This is a genomic window from Nonomuraea sp. NPDC050783, from assembly GCF_040802095.1.
GTDB lineage: Bacteria > Actinomycetota > Actinomycetes > Streptosporangiales > Streptosporangiaceae > Nonomuraea.
In genome coordinates this window covers 1-16,017 of sequence record NZ_JBFAHK010000009.1, presented here as the reverse complement: position 1 = coordinate 16,017, position 16,017 = coordinate 1, and the positions used below count along the sequence as shown (strand labels likewise).

Below are 16,017 nucleotides of genomic sequence, written 5' to 3'. Positions count from 1 at the left end.
TTTCGCCTCCTTCGCCCGGCACGGCCCGTACGGATCGCCGGCCCGTACGGAGCGCGCGGAGGAGTCGCGGGCACTCCTGACGCCGCCGATCCCGCCATTGTGCGCTTATACTCGCATGCGTATACTCGCATGCGAGTAAGGAGGTCGAGGATGGCGAAGCGGCGACCGGTCGGCAATCTGCTGGGGCTGGCCGTGCTCACCGTGCTCGTGCAGCGGCCCATGCATCCGTACGAGATGGCCTCGGTGCTGCGGGCGCGCGGCAAGGAGCAGGACATGCGCATCAAATGGGGCTCCCTCTACACGGTCGTCCGCAACCTGGAGAAGCACGGCCTGATCGCGGCCGTGGAGAGCAACCGCCAGGGCGCCCGCCCCGAGCGCACCGTCTACCGCGTCACCGACGCCGGGCTGGCGGAGGCCGCCGACTGGACGCGCGAGCTGCTGTCCGTCCCGGTCAGCGAGCCGTCGTCGTTCGAGGCGGGGCTGTCGGTGCTCGGCGGGCTCGGGCCCGACGAGGTCGTCACGCTGCTGCGGCACCGCCTCGCGGCGCTGGAGCGGCGCGTCGAGGCCGACCGGGACGCGCTGGAGCGGGAGCGGCGCGAGCTGCCCCGCCTGTTCCTCGTCGAGGACGAGTACGCGCTGGCGATGCGCGAGGCCGAGGCCGCCTGGGTGCGCGGGCTGCTGGCGGAGCTGGCCGGCGGCACGTTCCCCGACCTGGACGGCTGGCGCGCCTACCACGAGACCGGACGGATGCCCGGCCACGTGGCCGAGGCCGCGGAAAGGGGACGCGCCACCGGCTGACCCGACCGGCTGACCCGATCGGCTGAGCGGAAGGAACCCGGCGGCGGTGCTGGCACACCACCGCCGGGGTGACCTCGTACCGACCGACCGCGGAGCGGACCCCGGCCACGAGATGGCACTGGCAACAATAGCCGGGCTCCCCGCCGCGGACCTGACCACTGGGGAGCAACCATGATCACTCTCGACCGTGTGACCTCGAAGGACGGCACCACGATCGCCTACCGCCGCCTCGGCGGCGACGGCCCCGGCCTGGTGCTGCTGCACGGTGCCATGCAGACCGGGCACGGCAACATCGAGCTGGCCGAGGCCCTGGCCGGCGCGTTCACCTGCTACGTGCCCGACCGGCGCGGACGGGGCCGCAGCGGCCCGGTCGGCCCGGACTACCGGCTGGCCCGCGAGGTCGAGGACCTCCAGGCCCTGCTGGACGCGACGGGCGCCGAGCGCGTCGTCGGCGTCAGCTCGGGCGCGATCATCGCGCTGCGCACGGCTCTGGCCCGCCCGGCGCTGCGCAAGGTCGTCGCCTTCGAGCCGCCTCTCGACCTCGACGGCTCCAACGCGACCGGCTGGCTGGCGCGCTTCGACCGGGAGATCGCCGCGGGCCGCGTCCCGGCGGCGCTGGTCACCGGCATGCGGGCGACCCGCATGGGGCCGGCGATCTTCAACGTGGTGCCGCGGGTCCTGCTGGAGGCCATGACCGCCGCGATGCTGAAAAATCAGGACAAGGTGGCCGGCGGGGAGCCCACGTTCCGCGAGCTCGCCCCGACCCTGCGCCAGGACGCCCAGCTCGTCGCCGAGACCGCCGACGACCTGGACGCCTACCGCGCGGTCGGCGCCGAGGTCCTGCTGCTCGGCGGCACGCGGAGCCCGGCCTACCTGAGGAACGCCCTCACCGCCCTGCACGGGGTCCTGCCCCGCAGCCGCCAGGTGGCCCTGGCCGGCCTCGACCACAGCGCCACCTCCAACGCGGCGATGCGCGGCAGACCGGAACGGGTGGCCGCGGAGATCCGCCCCTTCCTCGCCTCACAAGGCTGAGCCGCCTCTGACGGCCGCCGGGCCGGTGGCCGGGCGGCCGTCAGAGGTTCTTCAGGAACGTGGCCGCCACCGGAGCCGCCACCGCGCCGCCCCCGCCGCCGCCCTCCACGATCACCGCGAACGCCACGTCCCCCTTGAACCCCATGAACCAGGCGTGGGTCTCGAGCTTGTCGCCGGTGCCGAACTCGGCGGTGCCGGTCTTGCCGCGGGTGCCCGCCGGCAGCCCGGCCGCCTTGGCGGTGCCCTTGGTGACCACGGCCGCCATCATCGAGTGGAGCGGCTCCTTCACCCCGTCGGGCAGCTCGCGCTCGGCCGCCTTCTGCTTCAGCGACGGCACCAGCGTCGGCGGCCGCCACGTCCCGTCGGCGATGGCGGCGGCCACCGACGCGATCGACAGCGGGCTCGCGGTGATGCGGGCCTGCCCGAACGACTCCGCGGCCAGCTCGGCGTCCGACTGCGGCTCGGGGAAGCTCGCCTTGGCGGCCGGGACGCCGATGTCGAGCGGCTGGTTGAAGCCGACGGCCTCGGCCGCCTCCCGCAGCTTGCCCCCGCCCAGCTTCGACTGCGCCAGCGGCGCGAACGTGGTGTTGCACGAGTGCGCGAAGGAGTCGAGGAACGACAGCGACCCGAACGCCTCGTTGTCGGAGTTGCGGATCTTCATCCCGCCCACCGTGGCGTACTCGGGGCAGGTGACCCTGTCCTGGGGCGACATGCCGGCCGCCAGCAGCCCGATCGCGGTGACCGCCTTGAACGTCGAGCCCGGCGGGTAGCGCCCGTCCAGGGCCCGGTTGAACCCGCCCTGGTTGTTGACCACGGCCAGGATCTCCCCGGACGAGGGCCGGATCGCCACCATCGACGTCGGCTTGTCCATGTCCTTGACCGCGGCGACCGCGGCCGCCTGCGCCTTCCGGTCGAGGGACGTGCGCACCGGCTTGCCCGGCGAGCCCTCGATGGTCTTGAGCGTCTCGCCGTCGAGCTGGATGTCGGTGGACGGGGTGCCGGCCAGCCGCTCCTGGAACGTCTCCTGCAGCCCGCCGCGTCCGATCGCCTGCCCGACCTTGTAGGCCGAGCCCAGCTTGGCCACGTCCTTCTTGGTCGCCTTGTCGAGGAAGCCGACGAGCTGCTGCACCGAGCCGCCGCCCGAGCCGTCGTCGATGCGCCCGCCGTCGGCGTCGGTGATCTCGGCCCGCTGCGGCCAGCGCGTCTTGATCGAGAACTTCGAGCCCGCCTTGAGCCGCGGGTGCAGGGTGGCCGGCGACCAGTTCACCTTCCAGGCGCGGTCGGCCACGACCAGGTCGATCTGCCCGTCGTAGGACCACTCGCCGACGTCCTTCAGCGCCAGCGTCACGGTGTAGGGGACGCGTGCCCGGTCGTCACCCTCGACGACCCGGCCCAGCCGGACCGCGGCGCGCTCCACGCCGAGCGCGGTGCGCTGCTGGTCGTAGGCCCCGAGCTGCTGCGGCGTGGCCAGCTCCTTCGCCATCGCGGCGGTGTCGCCGGCCTGCCAGGCGGCGGCGAAGCGCTGCGCGGTGCCGGCGGGCGTGCCTCGGGTGTGCAGCACGTAGTAGGCGCCGCCGGCCGCGGCACCCGCCACGAGCACGGCGGTGACGGACACGATCGCGATGGTACGGCCCCGCGCCACTGATACGGCCCCCTGATCCTGCTCGACGGACGGACAAGTTCGAGCTCAAGACGCGCCGTCGGCCGCCTTGACGCTGGAAGCATAGACGGGCACGTACTCCTGCCCGGAGAGCCGCTGGATGGCGGCCATGATCTCGTCGGTGACGCGGCGCCGGTCGCGGGCGTCGCGGTGGTCGCCCTCGAAGCGCATCGGCTCGCCGATCGCGATGCCGATCCGGGCCGGGCGCGGCACCTTCGCGCCGTACGGCAGCACCTTCTCGGTGCCCGTGAGCGCCACCGGCAGCACCGGCGCGCCCGTCTTGAGGGTGAGCCAGGCCACGCCGATCTTGCCGCGGTACAGGCGGCCGTCGGGGGAGCGGGTGCCCTCGGGGTGGATGCCGAACAGCTCGCCCCGCTCCAGCAGCGCGGCGGCCTCGTCCAGCATCGTCTGCGCGGCGTGGGCGCTCTCGCGGTCGATGGGCAGGCTGCGGCCGAGGCGCATGAAGAAGCCGGAGACCGGGTTGCCGTCGAAGTACTCGTTCTTCGCGGTGAACGTCACGTGCCGCGGCAGCAGCGCGGGCAGCAGGAACGAGTCCAGCACCGACAGGTGGTTGGCGGCCAGGATCGCGGGCCCGCTTCTCGGGACGTGCGCCGCACCCGTGATGTGCGGCCGGCACATCGCGTGCGTCAGCGGCGCGGCGGCGAACTTGACCACTTCGTAAAGCAACAGGCTCTCCTGGATCATCGGGCGTTCGGCCACCCCACCATAAGGCAGGCGCCCCGCCGGTGAGCGGGGCGCCTGGGAAAGAGCTTTGAGGCCGATGTGGCGGTCGCCTCCTCGGCGAGATGCACAACACGGCTCCAGCCGAACGGTATTCCGTGAAGGCGGTAATTTGCGGCCCGGGGGACACAGACCACATCGGCCTCTCGATGCTAACCGACGTTGGGAGGTCGATATTCCATCGGCCCGGCCCGAAGGGGTCAGGTGCGCGTCCAATGGGGCTGGGCGACGTCGAAGACCCGCTGCTCACGGCCACGCAGCGCCACCTCGGCGAACTGCCACAGAATCGCCCCCGTGGGCGCGTGGATCACGATCGACGGCCCCAGCGGCATCTGCAGCAGCTCGCCCTTCCAGCGCGGCACCCCCGGCGCGAGGAAACGCTCCAGCGGCACCGCGTGCACCGACGCCACCTCCCGCGGGTCGGCCACCGGCCGCTGCCGGCCGCCGAACGCCACCACCGGCGTGATCACGAACCCCGAGTCGGTGACGAAGTCGTCGAGCAGCCCCGCCACCTCGACCCCGGTCAGGCCGGTCTCCTCGGCCAGCTCGCGCAGCGCCGCCTGCACCGGCAGCTCGCCGTCGTCCAGCCGGCCGCCGGGCAGCGCCCACTGGCCGGGGTTGCGGCCACGCGGCGCCCGCTTGATCACCACCGTGTACGGGGCGCCCGCGGCGTCCTCCAGCACGCACACGGTGACGGCGGCCCGGCGGATCCCACCGGCCGGCGGCACCTCCCGACGGTCGAAGGCGGCCAGCCGGGCGGTGATCCGCTCGCGCAGCTCGTCCATGGGCGACAGCACGTTCCCAGGATCTCACGCCCGGTGCATCGCGCGCCCGGTGCACCTCACGCCCGGGGCTCACGGCAGCCGCACCGTGACCCGCAGGCCGCCCTCCGGGCGGGCCGTCGCGCCGACCTCGCCGCCGTGCGCGGTCACGATGGCCCGCACGATCGACAACCCCAGCCCCGCCCCCTTGGACGAGCGCACCCGCTCCCCCTGCGCCCGGCTGAACGGCCGGAACAGGTCCTCCACCTCGTACTCCGGCACCACCGGCCCGGTGTTCTCCACCACGACCACCGCCTCCCCGCCCTCCTCCCGCCGCAGCGCCAGCCACGCCTGCCCGCCGCGCACGTTGTGCGTGATCGCGTTCTCCAGCAGGTTGACCAGGCACCGCTCCAGGAACAGCGGATCCCCCTCGACCAGCACCGGCCGCAGGTCCCGGTGGATCGTGACCGGCCGCCCGCGCGGCCCGGGGCCGAGCTGCTCCAGCGCCGCCCGCGCGACCTGCTCCAGGTCCACCCGCTTGCGCACGGTCAGCTCCTGCTCGGACTGCGCGAGCAGCAGCAGCCCCTCGATCAGCCGCTCGTGCCGGGCGTTGGTGCCCAGCAGCGCCCGGGCCAGCGCCTTCAGGTCCGCCGACGCCTCCGGCTCCTCCAGCGACACCTCCAGCACCGTGCGGTTGACCGCCAGCGGCGTGCGCAGCTCGTGCGAGGCGTTGGCGATGAAGCGCCGCTGCGCGTCGAAGACCCGGTGCAGCCGGTCCAGCATCGCGTCGAAGGTGTCGGCCAGCCGCCTGACCTCGTCCGGCGGGCCCTCCAGCGCGATCCGCTCGTGCAGGGTGCTCTCCGACAGCCGCTGCGCGGTCTCGGTCACCCGGTCCAGGGGCCGCAGCGCCCGGTCGGCGACGAGGTACCCGAGCAGCAGCGCGACCGTGCCGACCAGGACCATCGCGGTGGCGGTGTACTGCACGACCTGGACGAGCACCTGGTCGGCCCGCGCCACCAGGTCGCCCTGGAACACCACGTCGCCGGTGCCGGGGCGCGGCGGCGCCACCTCGTCGAGGAGGGCTTTCGGCGGCAGCATGCCGTCCTTCACACCACTGACCACGAACTGCCGGCGCAACGCCTGCGCGATGATCAGGTAGGTGAGCACCAGCAGCAGCGACCCGGCCACGAAGAACAGCCCGCCGTACAGCAGGGTCAGCCGCAGCCGCAGCCGCCGCCGGTCCCACCAGGTCCGCGGGGAGCGGGCGGTCACAGCCGGTACCCCTTGCCGGGCACGTTCTGGACGGCCGAGGGCGGGCCGAGCTTCCTGCGCAGCGAGGCGATCGTCACGCGCAGCGTGCCCGTGCCGGGGCCGGCGTGCTCGTCCCACACGTCCCTGCGCAGCGCGGCGGAGGTGACCAGGCCGCCGCCCGCCAGCATCAGCGCGTGCAGCACGTCGAACTCCTTGCGGTTGAGCGGCACCGGGCGCCCGTCCCTGATGACCGTGCGGCGTGCCGGGTCGAGGCGGATGCCGGCCCGCTCCAGCGGCGGCGCGGAGGAGCGCGGCGCGCGCCGGGCCAGCGCCCGCACCCGGGCCACCAGCTCGGCGAACGCGAACGGCTTGACCAGGTAGTCGTCCGCGCCGAGCGCCAGCCCGTCCACCCTGTCGCGGATCTGCCCGGCCGCGGTCAGCATGAGCACCCGGCCCGGCCGGCCGTCCTCGCGCAGCCGCCGGCACACGTCGTCGCCGTGCACCTCCGGCAGGTCCCGGTCCAGCACGACCACGTCGTAGTCGACGTACGCTGCCAGCTCCAGGGCGTCCCGCCCGTCGTAGGCGACGTCCACGGCGATCGCGTGCAGCCGCAGGCCGTGGGCGACCGCGTCCGCCAGCCGTTCCTCGTCCTCGACGACGAGCACGCGCATCACGGCCCCCTCTCCTCGGCGACGAGCGTGACGGAACGCGTGTTAGCCGCGGGTAAGGGCTTATCCGGTTCTAGCACCCGATGAGCTGAAGTGGGGCCGCGCCGCGGGCGAGGGTCCCGGCGGCGCACGAGGAGCGAGAGCCATGAACCCCCTTCGATGGGCGCCGGCCGCCGCGCCGCTCGCGCTCGCGCTGGCCGCCTGCGCCGGCCCCGCCGCCCCGGACGACGGCGTGGTCAGCGCGGCGGGCGGCACGGGCGGCGGCACGGGCGGCACCAGCGCGTCCGCCTCCCCGTCCCCGACGATGGACCCGCAGCGGGCGGCGCTGGAGTTCGCGCGGTGCATGCGGCAACACGGAATCGACATGCCCGACCCGCGGGACGGCGACCTGCGGATCACCGTCCCGCGCGGCACGTCCAGGGAGAAGGTGGACAAGGCGCAGAAGGCGTGCGGGCCGATCATGGAGTCGGCGGTGCGGAAGGGCACGCCCAGCGCCGAGGACTACGACAGGATGGTGCGGTTCGCGCGGTGCCTGCGCGAGCACGGCGTCGACGTGGCCGACCCCAAACCCGGCGAGCCGATGCGGGTCACCGTCAAGGGCGGCACCAAGGACAAGCTGGAGTCCGTGCACCGGGCCTGCCGGCAGTACGCGCCGGGCGGCGGGGGCAAGCCGTGACGGGCGGCAGGGGCATGCTGCTGGGCGGCGGCGCCGCCCTGGCCGTCGCGGGGACGTGGACCGCCGTGGCCGTGCTGTACGACGGCGGCCCGCCCGCCGCGGCGCCCGCCCCGTCCCCGGTCCCCGCCACCGCCGAGATCACCCGCAGGGACCTGGCCGAGACCAAGACCGTGGACGGCTCGCTCACCTACGCGGGCGAGCGCCGGCTCAGCGCGGGCGGCTCCGGCGTCGTGACCTGGACGCCTGCCCAGGGAGCCGTGGTGCGCCGCGGCCGCCCGCTGCTCAAGGTGGACCGCCGGCCGACAGTGCTCATGTACGGCCGCCTGCCGCTGTACCGGACACTGCGGTCCGGCGTCTCCGACGGCCCCGACGTCGAGCAGCTCGAACGCAACCTCAGGGCGCTCGGCCACGGCGCCTACCTGACCGTGGACCGCCACTTCAGCTCCGCCACCGCCCAGGCCGTCCGGGACTGGCAGGAGGAGCGGGGGCTGGCCGTGACCGGCGAGGTGGACGCCGCCCAGGTGGTGTTCCAGCCCGCCGCCGTACGGGTGACCGAGGTCGAGGCCGCCGTCGGCGAGCGCGTGGCGCCGGGGCGGCGGGTGCTCACCGTCAGCGGCGTGCGCCGCCTCGTCCACGTGGACCTCGACACCGGCGACCAGGCGCTGGCCCGCCGCGGCGCCCCGGTCACCGTGACGATGCCCGGCGGCGAGCGGGCCAAGGGCACGATCACCTCGGTGGGGACGGTCGCCGAGGTCACCGGCCAGGAGCCCGACACCAGCACCACCGTCGATGTGGACATCACCCTGGCCCAGCCGCCCAGGACCCGGCTCGACCAGGCCCCGGTCGAGGTGGAGATGCGCAGCGCGCGGCACGACGACGTGCTGGCCGTGCCCGTGGAGGCGCTGCTGGCGCTGCGCGAGGGCGGCTTCGGGGTCGAGGTCGTCCAGGGGGCGGCCACGAGGGTCGTCGCCGTGCGGACCGGGGCGTTCGGCGGCGGGCTGGTGGAGATCGAGGGCGAGGGGCTGGCCGAGGGCATGAAGGTCGGGGTGCCGGCCCCATGACCGCCGCGAACGACACCGCCGCGAGTGACACCGCCGCGAGTGACACCGCCGCGCACGACACCGTTACGAGTGACGCCGCCGCGAGCGGCGGGGAGCCGGTCGCCGAGCTGGCCGCCGTCACCATGACCTACCCCGGGGGCGTGGCCGCGCTGCGCGGCGTGGACCTGACCGTCGCCCGCGGCGACCTGCTGGCCGTCGTCGGCCCCTCGGGCTCCGGCAAGTCCACGATGCTCCACCTGCTGGGCACGCTCGACCGGCCCACCACGGGCACGGTACGGGTCGCCGGGCACGACGTGGCCGCGCTGTCCGACCGGGAGCTGTCCGCACTGCGCGCGCGCCACCTGGGCTTCGTCTTCCAGCAGTTCCACCTCGCGCCTGCCGCCAGCGCGCTGGACAACGTGGCCGACGGCCTGCTCTACACCGGGACCGGCCGGCGGGCCCGCCGCGAGCGCGCCGCCGCCGCGCTCGAACGGGTCGGGCTCGGCCACCGGCTGCGGCACCGGCCGCCTGAGCTGTCCGGGGGCGAGCAGCAGCGGGTGGCGCTCGCCCGCGCGGTCGCCGGGGACCCGGAGCTGCTGCTGGCCGACGAGCCCACCGGCAACCTGGACTCCGCGTCCGGCGCCGGCGTGCTCGCCGTCCTGGCGGACCTGCACGCCGCCGGCACCACGATCGTCCTCATCACCCACGACGCCGGGATCGCCGGTTGGTGCCCGCGCCGGGTGCGCCTGCGCGACGGGCTCGTCGTGGACGGCCACGACCACGACGACCTGGGGCCGGTCGCGCTGCTGAAGGGAGCGGGACGATGAGCCCGGGGAGGACGAGGCCGGGGAGGACGAGCCCGGGGACGAGCCCGGGGAGGCGGCGGGACGGCGAGCGGCTGACGCCCGGCCGGCTGAGCCCGGGGGACGTCGCGCGGGCCGGGGCGGCCGGGCTGCGGGCCCGCCCGGCGCGGGTGGTCCTGTCGGCGCTCGGCGTCGCGATCGGCATCGCCACCATGATCGCGGTGATCGGGATCTCGTCGTCCTCGCGCGAGCAGCTCCTGCGCCGGCTGGACCGGCTGGGCACGAACCTGCTGACCGTCACGCCGGGCAGGACCATGTTCGGCGAGGACGCGAAGCTGCCCCTCACCGCGCTGCCGATGGTCCGGCGGATCCGGCCGGTCCGCGCCGCCGCCGCCACGGGCGCGGTCGAGGCCACCGTACGGCGGACGAACCACATTCCCGAGGCCGTCACGGGCGGCATCGCCGTCCAGGCGGCCGACACCGGCCTGCTCGCCACCCTGGAGGGCGCCGTGGCGCGGGGCACGTGGCTCAACGCGGCCACCGAGCGCGGACCTGCCGTCGTGCTCGGCGCCGAGGCGGCCAGGCGGCTGGGGCTGGCCAGGACCGGCGTCCAGGTGTGGATGGGCGGGCGGTGGTTCACCGTCGTCGGGATCCTCGGGGAGATGCCGCTCGCGCCGGAGATCGAGCGGTCGGCGCTGGTCGGGTTCCCGGCGGCCGCGAAGCTGCTCGGCTTCGACGGCCATCCGACGACGATCTACGAGCGCTCGTCCGACGCGACCGTGGAGCAGGTGCGGGCGGTGCTGCCGCGGACGGTCAACCCGGAGGGCCCGGAGGAGGTCGAGGTCAGCCGGCCCTCGGACGCGCTGGCCGCCAAGGCCGCGGCGGCGGGGGCGTTCACCGGCCTGCTGCTCGGGCTGGGCGCGGTGGCGCTGCTGGTCGGCGGGGTGGGCGTGGCCAACACGATGGTCATCTCCGTGCTGGAGCGCCGCAGGGAGATCGGCCTGCGGCGCTCGCTCGGGGCCACGCGCGGGCAGGTGCGGCTGCAGTTCCTGGCGGAGTCCCTGCTGCTGTCGGCGCTCGGCGGGGTGGCGGGCGCGGTGCTCGGCACGCTGGCCACGGCGGGGTATGCCCTCGCGCGGGGCTGGCCCCTCGTGGTGCCCCCGTGGGCCGTCGGCGGCGCGGTGGTCGCGACGCTGGTGGTGGGGACGCTGGCGGGGCTGTACCCGGCCGTCCGGGCGGCGCGGCTGCCGCCCACCGTCGCGCTGGCGGCCCCGTGAGCACGGCGTTCACGGCGGCAGCGCGCGCTCCAGGACGAGGGTGAGGACGGTGCCCGTCGCCATGCCCGCGCCCGCCGCCACCGCGGCCCACCTGCCCAGGGGCTCGCCGCGCAGGTGACCGGCGACGCCCAGCACGATCCCGGCCAGGCCGAACAACACGGGGGCGACCAGCACGGCCACGGCCGCACACGCGAACCCGAGGACCGACGCCACCTGATCGACCACCTGCCACCGGCGCGGCACCGGGGTTCCGGGTGGTGGGGTTTCGGGCGGGATGCCGCGGGTGGGGGGCGGAGGCCGGGGGGTGTCGCCTGAGGGTGGGTCCTGGGACTGGGGCACCGGGAGGGCTCCTTCCGGCGGGAACCACATCACACACCCCGGCCCCGGCCCTGTCGAGCCACCGCCCCCAGGGCGTCGGCCCGTCTCAGCCGGGCTGTCCGAAGCGGGCGAGCCGGGACGGGAGCGGCCGGGCGTGGACGACGTCGAGCCGGGAGACGGCCCGGGTGAGGGCCACGTAGAGCCGGTTGAGACCGCGCCGCTCGGCCTCGGCGATGGCCGCCGGCTCCACGACCACCACGTGGTCGTACTCCAGCCCTTTGGCCAGCGACACGGGCAGCACGCTGAGCCGCCCCCCGGGCCCGCCACCGGGCCCGTCACTGGGCCCGCCACCGGGCCCGTCACTGGGCCCGCCACTGGGCCCGTCACCGGGGTCGAGGCCCTCGGCCCGGAGCGCCGCCGACAGCGCCTCGACCCCGGCGTCCGCCGCGATCACCCCGATCGACCCCTCGAACCCGTACGCCTCCCGCACCGCCGCCACGACCCCCTTCTCAAGCTCGTCCACCCGGGTCACCCGCAGCCGCCCGTCCGACCGGTACGACCGCGTCGGCGGCACCTCCACCTCCAGCGCCTCCAGCAGCGCGTTGGCCAGCTCCACCACCGCGCCCGGCACCCGGAAGCCGGTCGTCAGCGCCACCACCTCCCCCTCCGGCTTGCCGAGCAGCGCCATCCGCTCGGGCCACGAGCCGGCCGCCCACGGCGTGGTGCCCTGGGCCAGGTCCCCCAGGACGGTGAGCGAGCCGTGCTCGCTGCGCCTGGCCACCGCCCGGCACTCCATCGGCGACAGGTCCTGGGCCTCGTCCACGATGACGTGCCCGTAGCCGCGCGGGCGCTCGATGAGCGCGGCGATCTCGTCGAGCAGCACCAGGTCGGCCGCCGTCCACTTGGCGCTCCGGTGGCTGCGCGGCGGCCGGGCCCAGGTGATCGCCGCCCGCTCGGCGTCGGTCAGCACCCCGCGCGCCGGGTCCGCCGCGCCATCAGATGGGCCGCCGGACGGGCCGCCGGACGGGCCGCCGGACGGGCCGCGCAGCACCTCGTACAGGACCTCCTCCGGCTTGACCGGCGGCCAGAGGGCGTCCAGGGCGGGGGCCAGGGCACGGGCGATGCCGCGGGTCCAGGCCGCGGTGGCGGTGCGGCCGCGGGCCTCGGCCTGGCGGCGGACCGCGGCGAGCACCTGGGCGTGCACGCGCTCGCGGCCCACGCCGTAGGGGAGGGACTCGCGGCGCGTGTCGTCCACGATGCGGCGCAGCTCGTCCTCCGGCACCCGCCAGCGGGTGGAGCCGTCGGCGACGGCGACCGGCTCGACGGGCTTGCGGATGCGGCCGTACAGGGCCCTGCGCAGCACCCGCGCCATGCGGGCGTCGTGCTTGACGACCGCCGCCTCCTCGGTGTCCGCCGCGGTGACCGGGACGGTGGCCAGCAGCCGCCCGAGGGTGGTCTGCTCGACGTCCACCTCGCCCAGCGCGGGCAGCACGGCCGAGATGTAGCCGAGGAAGGCGCGGTTCGGGCCGAGGACCAGCACGCCGCCGCGCTCCAGGCGGCGGCGGTGGGCGTACAGCAGGTAGGCGGCCCGGTGCAGGCCCACCGCGGTCTTGCCGGTGCCCGGCGCGCCCTGGACGCAGATGCTGGTGTCCAGGGCGGCGCGGACGAGGTCGTCCTGCTCGGGCTGGATGGTGGCGACGATGTCGCGCATCGGGCCGACGCGGGGCCGCTCGATCTCGGCGGCCAGGATCCGGCTCCCGCCCTCCGCGCCTTCCTCACCCTGTTCGAGCCGTTCGTCCTCGTACGAGGTCAGCGTCGTGCCGGACCAGCCGAAGCGGCGGCGTACCGTGACGCCCTGGGGGTCGCGGGCGCTGGCCCGGTAGAAGGCCCGCGCGACCGGCGCGCGCCAGTCGATCACCACGGGCGGGCCGCCGTGCTCGCCGGTGATGTGCCGCCGGCCGATGTGGTACGAGCGGCCCCGGTGCTCCTCCGAGCCCTGCCCGAAGTCCAGGCGGCCGAAGAACGGCGGGCCGTCCGGCTCCTCGCTCAGCTCCTTGGCCAGGCTCTTGAGGTGGCGTCCCAGCCGTTCGGCGCTGTAGCGGTCGCCGGCCACGGTCTCCCCGACGATCACGTTCTCGCGTGCGCCCGCCAGCATCCTGCGCAGCCCGGCCCGGCAGCGCTCGACGTAGCGGCGCTCCTCGTCGAGCGTCCCCATCGCACCTCCCTTGACGTTAACTCGGTTAATTCTTTAACCAGGTTAACACTTTGCTAGAGTGGCGTCATGACGGGACTGCGGCAGCTCCAGCGCCAACGCGTACGCGAGGCCATCTCCGCCGCGGCGGTCGCCCTCTTCCTGCGGCGCGGCTTCGACGAGGTGCCGGTCACGGAGATCGCGGCGGCGGCGGGGGTGTCCAAGCCGACGCTGTTCAAGTACTTCCCGGCCAAGGAGGACCTGGTCCTGCACCGCATCGCCGACCACGAGGGCGAGGCCGCCCGCGTGGTGCGGGGGCGGCCCGCCGGGCAGGCGCCGCTGGAGGCGCTGCGCCGCCACTTCCTCGACGGGCTCGCCCGCCGCGACCCCGTCACCGGGCTCAACGACCACCCCGAGGTCGTGGCCTTCCACCGCATGGTGTTCTCGACGCCCAGCCTCCAGGCGCGGCTGTTCCAGCAGCTCTCCCGCGACGAGCAGGCCCTCGCCGCGGCCCTGCGCGAGCCCGCCGGGGAGGGCGGCGCGGGGCAGGGCCGCGCGGGGCAGGGCGGCACGGGGCAGGGCGGCGCGGGGGAGGGGCTGGACGAGCTGGGTGCCGCGTTGCTGGCCGCCCAGGTGCTGGCGGCGCAGCGGGTGCTGGCGCGGCGCAACTGGCAGCTCCTGTCCGAGGGCCGCCCGCTGAGCCAGGTGGAGCCGGAGGCTATTAAGGCCGCGAATCGGGCATTCACCTCATTGGGGACTCTTACGCATTAGCCCCGGCTGTTGCATTGCGCTGTGCGCGAGAACGCCGGTGTTTAACCAGGTCGTCCCCGGTGTACTTGATAACCTGAACGGTAGCTTGACGAATTGCATAATTATGCAATTTGGGGCAATACGGGGCTAGCTTGACGAAAAGGAGAAGAAATGAAATCGCCATTTACGCATTTGTCCGATTACCGAGCGCTGGTGAAGGACCACGGTACGTGATGGGGGCCCGTCTGGCCTCGGCCTGGGCTCGGGCGCGTGGGGTGCTGCCCGATCCCGCCGACCTCGCCGCCATGGCCCGCACTCCGCGCCACGACCTGGTGGCCGGCCTCACCGTGGCGATCGTGGCACTGCCGCTCGCCCTCGGCTTCGGCATCTCCTCGGGCATGGGGGCCGAGTCCGGCCTGGCCACGGCCGTGGTGGCGGGGGCGCTGGCGGCCGTGTTCGGGGGCTCGCGCGTCCAGGTCTCCGGCACCAGCGGCGCCATGGCGGTCATCCTCATGCCGATCATGAGCGCCCACGGCCCCACCGGCGTCCTCACCGTCGGCCTGCTGGCGGGGACCCTGCTGGTCGGCCTCTCGCTGGCCCGCGCCGGCCGGTACATCTCGCTCGTGCCCGCCCCGGTGGTGGCCGGGTTCACCGTGGGCATGGCCTGCGTGATCGGGCTCCAGCAGGTGCCGTCGGCGCTCGGCGTCCAGTCCAGCGGCCACGACAAGGTCGCCGTCGTCGCCTGGCACGCACTCACCGACTTCCTGGCCCGTCCGCACTGGTGGGCCATGTCCGTCACGCTGATCGTCGCCGCGGCGCTGCTCGTGGGGGCGAGCCTGCGGCCGTCGGTGCCGTTCTCGCTGCTCGCCGTCGTCGTCGCCACCGCCGTCGCCGAGGCGGCCGAGCTGCCGCTGGCCAGGATCGGCGACCTGCCCGCCGGGCTGCCACCTCCGTCGCTCGGCTTCTTCGACCCGGCCGTGCTGCCGGCGCTCCTCGCCCCGGCCGTCGCCGTGGCCACGCTCGCCGCCCTGGAGTCCCTGCTGTCGGCCGCGGTCACCGACGGCATGACGGGCGGCCCGCGCCACGACCCCGACAGGGAGCTGTTCGGGCAGGGGCTGGCCAACCTGGTCACGCCGCTGTTCGGCGGCATGCCGGGCACGGGGGCGATGGTCCGCACCGCGGTCAACGTGCGCTCCGGGGCCCGTTCCCGGCTGGCGGCGTTCTCGCACGCGGCCATCCTGGCCGCCATCGTCTACACCGCGGCGGGGCTCGTCTCCAAGATCCCGCTCGCCGCGCTGGCGGGGGTGCTGCTGGCCACCTCGATCCGGATGATCGAGGTCGACTCCGTCCGCGCCATGTTCCGCTCCACCCGGGCCGACGCCGTGGTGCTGGTGCTCACCGCCGTCGCCACGCTCGCGCTCGACACGGTGCTGGGCATCGTCGTGGGGCTGGTGGTGGCGGGGGCGCTCGCGTTGCGCACCCTGGCGCGCAACGCCCGCCTCGACGCCGAGCCGCTGCGCAACGAGGCACACCTGCAGCACACCGACGACGAGCACGCCCTGCTCGCCGAGCACATCGTCACCTACCGGCTGGCGGGGCCGCTGTTCTTCGCGGCGGCCCACCGGTTCCTGCTGGAGCTGTCGGAGGTGACCGACGTGTCCGTGGTCGTGCTGCGCATGTCACGGGTCACCAGCATCGACGCCAGCGGGGCGCTGGTGCTGGGCGACGCCATCGAACGGCTGAAACGGCGCGGCATCCTCGTCTACATGTCCGGCATCCCCGACGGCCACCACCAGCCGCTGGAGGCGCTGGGGGTGATCGCCCGGCTGGACGAGGCCGGCCAGGTCTTCGCCACCACGACGGAGGCCATCGCGGCGGCCCGCGACCGCCTGCGCAGCACGGGCGTCCTGCCCCGCCTCGCAGGCTGAGCCCACCCGACCCGCGCCGGGGCACCCGTCCCCGGCGCGGGCGACCCATGCGCGGGCGGTCCGTGCGCGGGCGACCCATGCGCGGGCGACCCATGCGCGGGCGACCCATGCGCGGGCGACCCA

15 protein-coding genes are annotated in these 16,017 nt (G+C 75.0%); 8 read left to right on the top strand and 7 right to left on the bottom strand.

Going from position 1 to position 16,017, the window contains the following annotated elements:
* Positions 1 to 150: 150 nt before the first annotated feature.
* Together AB0H75_RS24525 and AB0H75_RS24520 are read left to right on the top strand one after the other, a co-directional pair.
* Positions 151 to 798 carry a PadR family transcriptional regulator gene (locus AB0H75_RS24525; protein ID WP_367799765.1) on the top strand — a complete coding sequence of 216 codons (648 nt, stop codon included), beginning with the start codon at positions 151 to 153 and terminating at the stop codon, positions 796 to 798.
* A 171-nt stretch (positions 799 to 969) separates the two neighbouring features.
* The gene (locus AB0H75_RS24520; protein ID WP_367799763.1) at positions 970 to 1,830 is read left to right on the top strand and encodes an alpha/beta fold hydrolase; all 861 of its coding nucleotides are present in this window, start codon (positions 970 to 972) and stop codon (positions 1,828 to 1,830) included.
* 40 nt (positions 1,831 to 1,870) lie between these two features.
* Here the strand turns inward: AB0H75_RS24520 and AB0H75_RS24515 are convergent, their stop codons facing one another.
* The 5 genes from AB0H75_RS24515 to AB0H75_RS24495 all read right to left on the bottom strand — a co-directional run bounded on the left by AB0H75_RS24515 (position 1,871) and on the right by AB0H75_RS24495 (position 6,914).
* Positions 1,871 to 3,445 carry a penicillin-binding transpeptidase domain-containing protein gene (locus tag AB0H75_RS24515; protein ID WP_367799761.1) on the bottom strand — a complete coding sequence of 525 codons (1,575 nt, stop codon included), beginning with the start codon at positions 3,443 to 3,445 and terminating at the stop codon, positions 1,871 to 1,873.
* A gap of 72 nt (positions 3,446 to 3,517) precedes the next feature.
* Positions 3,518 to 4,177 carry a lysophospholipid acyltransferase family protein gene (locus AB0H75_RS24510; RefSeq protein ID WP_367799759.1) on the bottom strand — a complete coding sequence of 220 codons (660 nt, stop codon included), beginning with the start codon at positions 4,175 to 4,177 and terminating at the stop codon, positions 3,518 to 3,520.
* A gap of 254 nt (positions 4,178 to 4,431) precedes the next feature.
* Positions 4,432 to 5,028 (bottom strand): CoA pyrophosphatase, encoded by a 597-nt coding sequence (locus tag AB0H75_RS24505; RefSeq protein WP_367799757.1) that lies wholly within the window; start codon positions 5,026 to 5,028, stop codon positions 4,432 to 4,434.
* 57 nt (positions 5,029 to 5,085) lie between these two features.
* A complete protein-coding gene (locus AB0H75_RS24500; RefSeq protein WP_367799755.1) occupies positions 5,086 to 6,264 on the bottom strand; it encodes a sensor histidine kinase in 1,179 nt (392 codons plus the stop codon).
* Positions 6,261 to 6,914, bottom strand: coding sequence for a response regulator transcription factor (locus AB0H75_RS24495; protein WP_367800275.1), 654 nt, complete (start codon positions 6,912 to 6,914; stop codon positions 6,261 to 6,263). The genes AB0H75_RS24500 and AB0H75_RS24495 overlap by 4 nt, the downstream gene beginning before the upstream one ends.
* Positions 6,915 to 7,056: 142 nt before the next feature.
* On the opposite strand from AB0H75_RS24495, the gene AB0H75_RS24490 reads away from it, so the two are divergent.
* The 4 genes from AB0H75_RS24490 to AB0H75_RS24475 all read left to right on the top strand — a co-directional run bounded on the left by AB0H75_RS24490 (position 7,057) and on the right by AB0H75_RS24475 (position 10,707).
* Positions 7,057 to 7,587 carry a hypothetical protein gene (locus AB0H75_RS24490; RefSeq protein ID WP_367799753.1) on the top strand — a complete coding sequence of 177 codons (531 nt, stop codon included), beginning with the start codon at positions 7,057 to 7,059 and terminating at the stop codon, positions 7,585 to 7,587.
* The gene (locus AB0H75_RS24485; protein ID WP_367799751.1) at positions 7,584 to 8,648 is read left to right on the top strand and encodes an efflux RND transporter periplasmic adaptor subunit; all 1,065 of its coding nucleotides are present in this window, start codon (positions 7,584 to 7,586) and stop codon (positions 8,646 to 8,648) included. Before AB0H75_RS24490 ends, AB0H75_RS24485 begins: the two co-directional genes overlap by 4 nt.
* Before the next feature lie 122 nt (positions 8,649 to 8,770).
* Positions 8,771 to 9,454 (top strand): ABC transporter ATP-binding protein, encoded by a 684-nt coding sequence (locus AB0H75_RS24480; RefSeq protein ID WP_367800273.1) that lies wholly within the window; start codon positions 8,771 to 8,773, stop codon positions 9,452 to 9,454.
* Entirely contained in the window at positions 9,451 to 10,707 is a 1,257-nt protein-coding gene (locus AB0H75_RS24475) for an ABC transporter permease (RefSeq protein WP_367799749.1), read from the top strand. Before AB0H75_RS24480 ends, AB0H75_RS24475 begins: the two co-directional genes overlap by 4 nt.
* Before the next feature lie 9 nt (positions 10,708 to 10,716).
* On the opposite strand, the gene AB0H75_RS24470 is transcribed toward AB0H75_RS24475, so the two are convergent.
* Together AB0H75_RS24470 and AB0H75_RS24465 are read right to left on the bottom strand one after the other, a co-directional pair.
* Entirely contained in the window at positions 10,717 to 10,950 is a 234-nt protein-coding gene (locus AB0H75_RS24470; RefSeq protein WP_367799747.1) for a hypothetical protein, read from the bottom strand.
* Between the two features lie 181 nt (positions 10,951 to 11,131).
* Positions 11,132 to 13,240: an ATP-binding domain-containing protein gene (locus AB0H75_RS24465; RefSeq protein WP_367799745.1), complete on the bottom strand. Its 2,109-nt coding sequence runs from the start codon at positions 13,238 to 13,240 to the stop codon at positions 11,132 to 11,134.
* 66 nt (positions 13,241 to 13,306) lie between these two features.
* On the opposite strand from AB0H75_RS24465, the gene AB0H75_RS24460 reads away from it, so the two are divergent.
* On the top strand, positions 13,307 to 13,987 hold the full coding sequence (locus AB0H75_RS24460; protein WP_367799743.1) for a TetR/AcrR family transcriptional regulator: 681 nt from the start codon (positions 13,307 to 13,309) through the stop codon (positions 13,985 to 13,987).
* A gap of 212 nt (positions 13,988 to 14,199) precedes the next feature.
* Positions 14,200 to 15,894, top strand: coding sequence for a SulP family inorganic anion transporter (locus AB0H75_RS24455; RefSeq protein WP_367800271.1), 1,695 nt, complete (start codon positions 14,200 to 14,202; stop codon positions 15,892 to 15,894).
* Positions 15,895 to 16,017: the final 123 nt, after the last annotated feature.